Source organism: Streptomyces sp. NPDC020801 (genome assembly GCF_044334385.1).
GTDB lineage: Bacteria > Actinomycetota > Actinomycetes > Streptomycetales > Streptomycetaceae > Streptomyces.
This window is the reverse complement of the sequence record NZ_JBIRST010000058.1, coordinates 1-7189: the sequence shown is the minus strand read 5'-3', so window position 1 is coordinate 7189 and position 7189 is coordinate 1. Positions and strand designations below refer to the sequence as shown.

General features: G+C 72.4%; 2 protein-coding genes. Both read left to right on the top strand.

Annotated features, from left to right (window positions below; genetic code table 11):
* The coding region (locus tag ACH4UM_RS41475) for a type I polyketide synthase (protein ID WP_398191778.1) at nucleotides 1-1353 on the top strand (1353 nt) is incomplete at its 5' end.
* A gap of 69 nt (nucleotides 1354-1422) precedes the next feature.
* Nucleotides 1423-7189: SDR family NAD(P)-dependent oxidoreductase (locus ACH4UM_RS41470; protein ID WP_398191774.1), on the top strand; the 5767-nt coding region annotated here is incomplete at its 3' end.

Below are 7189 nucleotides of genomic sequence, written 5' to 3'. Positions count from 1 at the left end.
AAGCTGCCCGGGGCCGTCGCGGGCAGGCCGGACCTCGGAGAAGGCACGGTCCTGGTGACCGGCGCGTCCGGGGCGCTCGGCGGACTCGTCGCCCGGCACCTGGTGACCGAGCACAAGGTACGCCGACTCCTGCTGGCGAGCCGCCGGGGAGCGGAGGCCGACGGAGCGGCAGAGCTGACCGCCGAGCTGACCGAGTGGGGCGCCGAAGTGACCTGGGCGGCCTGCGACATGGCGGACCGAAAAGCCGTATCCGCAATGCTGGACAAGCTCGACGGCCACTCGCTGTCGGCCGTCGTGCACACCGCGGGCCTTCTCGACGACGGAGTCGTCTCCGCGCTCACTCCGGAAAGAATGCGAGAGGTCTTCCGGCCGAAAGTGGACGCCGTACTCAATCTTCACGAGTGCACCCGGGGCATGAACCTGTCCGCCTTCGTCCTCTTCTCCTCCGTCGCCGGAATCTTCGGCAGCGCCGGACAGGCGAGTTACGCTGCGGCGAATTCCTTCCTCGACGCCTTCGCCTCCCGCCGGCGCCGTGACGGCCTGCCCGCCACGTCGCTGGCGTGGGGGGTGTGGGAGCAGCCCGGCGCGATGACGGAGAGTCTGGCCGAGGCCGACCGGGCGCGCATGGCGCGCAGCGGCGTACTGCCGCTGTCCTCGCAGGAGGGGCTGCGACTGTTCGACGCGGCGCTGACCTCGGACGAGGCGGTGCTCGCCCCGGTCCGCATCGACACCGGCGCACTGCGCAACTGCGAACCCCCGGCGGTGCTCCGGTCCTTGACGCCGGCCCCCTCCCGCAGGAGCGAACGGCCCGCGGCCGCACCCTCCGCGTCCTCGCTGGCAACCCGCCTGGCGGACCTGCCGAAGGGCGAGCGCGGCAAGGTCGTCCTGGACCTGGTACGGGAGGAGGCTGGCGCGGTCCTGGGTCACGCCTCGCACAGCACACTCCAGCCGGAACACGCCTTCCAGGAAATGGGTTTCGACTCGCTGACGGCCGTCGAACTCCGCAACCGGCTGAACAAGGCCACCGGGCTGCGGCTGCCCGCGACGCTGGTCTTCGACTATCCGACGCCCGCTCTCCTGGCCCGGCATGTGCTCGCGGAGACGGCGTCGGCGGCCGAACCGGTCCTAGTGGAATCCCTACTTGCCGACCTGGACAGGCTCGAACAAGAATTGCTTGCGAAGGTGGCCCCGGGCGATGCCCGCGACCGGATCGTGTCAAAGCTCCAGGGTGTATTGGCAGTTGCCGGGGGATCCGGCAACGCGCCGGAAGACCTTGGAATCAGCGGCGATCTGGAATCGGCCACGGACGACGAAGTGTTCGATCTGCTCGGCAAGGAATTCGGGATCTCCTGACGATTACGGCGTCCCGGTTCTACCCTGCCGAATTCCGGTGAGTCTGCCCAGGGGTGAGGGACGATTTCGGTGGCGAACGAGGACAAGCTCCGCTATTTCCTGAAGCGAGTCACCGCAGATCTTCAGGAGACCCGGCGGCGCCTTCGTGAGCACGAGGACGCCGCCGGGGAGCCGGTCGCCATCATCGGGATGAGCTGCCGCTACCCGGGAGGCGTCCGCTCGCCGGAGGACCTGTGGGAGCTGGTCTCCACCGGCCGGGACGCCGTCACGGAGTTCCCCGCCGACCGCGGCTGGGACCTGGACGCGCTCCACCACCCGGACCCGGAACACCGCGGCACCAGCTACGCCCGCGAGGGCGCGTTCCTGAGCGACCTGGCGCAGTTCGACGCCGGCCTCTTCGGGATCTCGCCCCGCGAGGCGCTCGCGATGGATCCCCAGCAGCGGCTGCTGCTGGAGACCTCCTGGGAACTCTTCGAGCGGGCGGGCATCGACGCCTCCGCGCTCTCGGGGAGCCGGACCGGCGTGTTCGCCGGTGTGATGAACCACGAGTTTCTCGCCGCCCTGCAGAACTCCCCGGAAGACCTCGAGGGTTACCTGGGCACGGGCACCTCGGGCAGTGTCGCCTCCGGCCGGGTGGCCTACACCTTCGGTCTCGAAGGCCCGGCGGTCACGGTGGACACGGCGTGCTCGTCGTCGCTGGTGGCCCTGCACCTGGCCGCACAGTCGCTGCGCAACGGTGAGTGCTCGCTGGCCGTGGCCGGCGGGGTCACCGCGATGGCCGGCCCCGCCACCTTCGTCGGCTTCAGCCGCCAGCGCGGACTGGCGCCCGACGGCCGCTGCAAGGCGTTCGCGGCCGGCGCCGACGGCACCGGCTGGGGCGAGGGAGCCGGCCTGCTGCTGGTCGAACGGCTCTCCGACGCCCGCCGCAACGGTCACCAAGTGCTCGCGGTGGTCCGCGGATCCGCCGTCAACCAGGACGGCGCCTCCAACGGCCTGACCGCCCCCAACGGCCCGTCCCAGCAACGGGTGATCCGTCAGGCCCTGACCGCCGCCCGGCTGACCACGGCCCAGGTCGACGTGGTCGAGGCACACGGCACGGGCACGAGGCTGGGCGACCCGATCGAGGCACAGGCCCTGCTCGCGACGTACGGTCAGGGGCGGTCCGCAGAACGGCCGCTGTGGCTGGGATCGATCAAGTCCAACATCGGGCACACGCAGGCCGCCGCCGGTGTGGCCGGAGTCATCAAGATGGTCATGGCCATGCGCCATGGCCAGCTGCCGCCCACACTGCACGTCGATGAGCCGTCGCCGCATGTGGACTGGTCGGTCGGCGCGGTACGGCTGCTGACCGGGCCCGTTGCCTGGCCGGCCTCGGACCAGCCGCGCCGGGCCGCGATCTCGTCCTTCGGGATCAGCGGCACCAACGCGCACACGATCATCGAGGAAGCCCCGCCGGCCGGGGCCCTCGAAGAGACCGGAGGGCCCGAAGAGGGCGGCGAGGCCGCCACGACGGCAGCCGTCGTGGCCGCCCTTCCGGCCGAGGGCGGGCCGGTGCCGTGGGTGCTGTCCGGCAAGGACGAAGCAGCTCTGTGCGCGCAGGCCGAACGCCTGCTCTCCCACCTGGACGACGAAGCCCCCCTGAAAGACGTGGCGTTCTCGCTCGCCGCGACCCGCACGGCCCTGGAGCACCGCGCGGTGGTGCAGGGCGAGACCCTTCAGGAGCTCACCGAGGGACTGCGCGCGGTGGCCGCCGGATCCCCCGCCCCCGGCCTGGTGCGCGGCCGCTCCGGTACCGCGGGCCGCGTCGGCTTCCTCTTCTCCGGACAGGGTTCGCAACGCCTGGGCATGGGACGCGAGCTCTACGCCGCGTACCCCGTGTTCGCGGCTGCGTACGACGAGGTCCGTGAGTGTCTCGGCGCCGCGATCGACGTCGACTCGGAGGAGCTGAACCGGACCGGGATCGCCCAACCCGCCCTCTTCGCCCTCGAAGTGGCCCTGTTCCGGCTCCTGGAGTCCTGGGACATCCGGCCCGACTACGTGGCCGGTCACTCCGTCGGCGAGATCGCGGCCGCGTACGTGGCCGGGGCGCTGTCGCTGCAGGACGCCGCGAAGCTGGTCTGCGCGCGTGCCGCGCTGATGCAGGCCCTGCCCGCCGGTGGATCCGCGATGGTCGCCGTGCAGGCCACCGAGGACGAGATCCTGCCGCACCTCACCGACGAGGTGAGCATCGCGGCCGTCAACGGACCACAGTCCGTGGTGATTTCGGGTGCCGAGGATGCCGTCGCGCCCATCGCGGCGGCCTTCGCCCAGCAGGGCCGCAAGACCTCCCTGCTGAACGTCAGTCACGCCTTCCACTCGCCGCTGATGGACCCCATGCTCGACGACTTCGCCGACGTCCTGCGCGGTCTGACCTTCGACAAGCCGAAGATCCCGGTCGTCTCCAACGTCACGGGCCGGTTCGTCGACACCTACACCGCCGAGTACTGGGTCCGTCATGCCCGCGAGGCGGTCCGCTTCGCCGACGGAGTCCGGACCCTGCACGAGCACGGTGTCACCACCTTCGTGGAGATCGGCCCCGGCGGCGTTCTCAGCGGTATGGCGCAAGGCTGCCTGGACGACACCGAAACGCTCGCGGTCCCGGTACTGCGCGCCGACCGCCCGGAGCGCGCGGCCCTCGTCTCCGCCGTCTCCGAACTGCACACGCGCGGCCTCTCGCCGGACTGGGCCGCCTTCTTCCCCGCGGCCCGGCGCGTCGAACTGCCCACCTACGCCTTCCAGTACGAGCGCTACTGGCTCGATGCCCCACCGGCCGCGCCCGGCGATATGCGCGCGGCCGGCCTCGGCTCCGCCGGTCACCCCCTGCTGGGCGCCGTCGTCGCTCTTGCCGGTGGTGACGAACGGCTGATGACCGGGCGGCTGTCGCTGCGTACGCACCCGTGGCTGGCCGGCCACGCGGTCCTCGGGACCGTGCTGCTGCCGGGCAGCGCGTTCGTCGAACTCGCGGTGCGCGGTGCCGACGAAGCCGGCTGCGAAGCGCTGGAGGACCTCACCCTCGAAGCGCCCCTGGTGTTGCCCGAGCAGGGCGGCGTCGCGGTCCAGGTGTGGGTCGGCGCGGACGACGGCTCCGGCCGGCGGCCGCTGACCGTGCACTCGCGCCCCGAGGACGACACCGACCTGCCGTGGATCCGGCACGCGACCGGCTTCGTCACCGACAGCCCGGGAGCCCCGGCCGACCGGGCGCTGACGGTGTGGCCACCCGAGGGCGCCGAGCCGGTCGGCCTCGACGGCTTCTACGAACGGCTCGCCGGCCTCGGCCTGGTCTACGGGCCGGCGTTTCGCGGCCTGCGCGCCGCGTGGCGCGCAGGTACGGACGTCTTCGCCGAAGTCGCCCTGCCCGACGGCCTGGACGTCGGCTCCTTCCTCCTGCACCCGGCGCTGCTGGACGCGACGCTGCACGCGATCGGCGCAGACGGCACCTTGGTGACCGAAGCGGACGGCCCCCTGCTGCCGTTTGCCTGGTCCGGCGTGTCCGTCCGCGCGACGGGGGCGTCGACCGTACGCGTACGGCTGGCACGAACCGGTAGGAACACGGTGTCACTGCTGCTGGCCGACGCCACCGGTGAGCCGGTCGCGTCCGTGGAGTCGCTGACGCTGCGCGCCGTTTCGGCGGAACAGCTCCGCAAGCGCTCCGAGGACGCGATGTTCACCGTGGAGTGGACGCCGCTGTCGCTGCCGTCCGACGCGGACGGGACGGTGGTCGCGTACGCATCCGACGTCCGGTCGCTGAGCGACATCGACGACGCTTCGCAGCCGGACGTCGTCGTGGTTCCCTGCCCGGACGGACCGGACGGGGCGTCCGAGGCAGAGCGGGTCCACGAGGTCACCGCCGAGGTGCTGCGGCTGCTCCAGCGGTGGTCGGCCGGGGAACGGGCCTCGCGCTTGGTCCTGGTGGCACGCTGCGACGACCTCGCCCACGCCGCCGCCGGCGGTCTGGTGCGCTCCGCCCAGGCGGAGAACCCCGACCGGATCGTGCTGCTCGAAACCGACGGCCGGGCCGACGTGCCGACGCTCGTACCCGGCATCGTGCGCTCCGGCGAACCCCATGTCCTTGTCCGCGACGGGGAGACCCGCGTGCCCCGCCTGACTCGGGCGGCACCCCCGGATCCGGAAGCCTGCGCCCCCGAGCTCGGCACCGTCCTGCTGACCGGCGCCTCCGGAGCGCTCGGCGCCACCGTCGCCGGCCACCTGGTGACCGAACACGGGGTGCGTCGACTGCTGTTGGTCAGCCGCCGTGGCGCGGACGCCCCCGGCGCCGCCGCCCTGGAGGCCGAACTCACCGCGCACGGCGCCGAGGTGACCTGGGCCGCCTGCGACGTCGCCGACCGCGACGCACTCGCCCGGGTCCTGGCCGTGACGCCGGTCCACTCCGTCGTGCACACCGCCGGCGTACTGGACGACGGCGTGCTCGCCTCGCTCACGCCACAGCGCCTGGACACCGTGCTGAGGCCCAAGGCCGATGCCGTGCTCAACCTGCACGAACTGACCAGTGAAGACACGCCATTCGTGCTCTTCTCCTCCGCCGCCGGTGTCTTCGGCAACCCCGGCCAGGGCAACTACGCGGCAGCCAACGCCTTCCTCGACGCCTTCGCCCGGCACCGCCGGGGCCGGGGTCTGCCCACGGTCTCGCTGGCCTGGGGCTTGTGGGAGCAGGAAGGCGCCATGGCCGACGCCCTCGACGGGGCCGGCAGGTCGCGGATGGCGCGCTCGGGCGTGCTGCCGCTGTCCACCGAGGACGGCCTGCGGCTCTTCGACTCCGCACTCGCCTCGGCCGCGCCCGTGCTCGTACCGGTCCGCCTCGACACCACGGCCCTGCGTGCCCCGACGGCCGGACCCGTACCGGCCCTGCTGCGTGGGCTCGCCCGTACCACCACTCGCGGCACCGCCCAGCGCGCCACCACCGGAACACTGGCCTCCCGCCTCGCCGGACTGACCCGTGACGAGCGCGACGAGACCGTCCTGGAACTCGTCCGGTCCGAGGTCGCCGCCGTGCTCGGGCACTCCTCGCCCCGCGCGATCCAGCCCGCGCACGCCTTCCAGGACCTCGGCTTCGACTCCCTGACCGCCGTCGAACTGCGCAATCGGCTCTCCTCCGGAACCAGCCTGCGCCTGCCCGCCACCCTCGTCTTCGACCACCCGACCCCCGCCGCCCTCGCACGCCACATCGCCGCCGAACTCCTCGGCGAGGCACCGCAGGTCACGGCAGCGGTGCGGCAGTCCACGGACACCACGGCCGACGAACCGATCGCCATCGTCGGTATGAGCTGCCGTCTCCCGGGCGGGGTGCGCTCGCCGGAAGACCTGTGGCGGCTGGTCGCGGCCGGCCGGGACGGCATCTCCGGATTCCCCGACGACCGTGGCTGGGACATCGAGTCGCTGTACGACCCGGACCCCGAGCGGCTCGGCAGCACGTACACCGCACAGGGCGGCTTCCTGCACGAGGCAGCCGAGTTCGACGCCGCCTTCTTCGGGATCTCGCCGCGTGAGGCGCTCGCGATGGACCCGCAGCAGCGGCTGCTGCTGGAGGCCACGTGGGAGGCGTTCGAATGCGCGGGGATCGACCCGGCCTCGCTGCGGGGCAGCCGGACCGGAGTCTTCGCCGGCCTGATGTACCACGACTACGGCCAGGGCCCGCGCGAGCTCCCCGAAGGCGTCGAAGGTCTCCTGACCACAGGAGGCTCCGGCAGTGTCGCGTCTGGGCGTGTGTCGTACACGTTCGGTCTGGAGGGGCCGGCGGTCACGGTGGACACGGCGTGTTCGTCGTCGTTGGTGGCGTTGC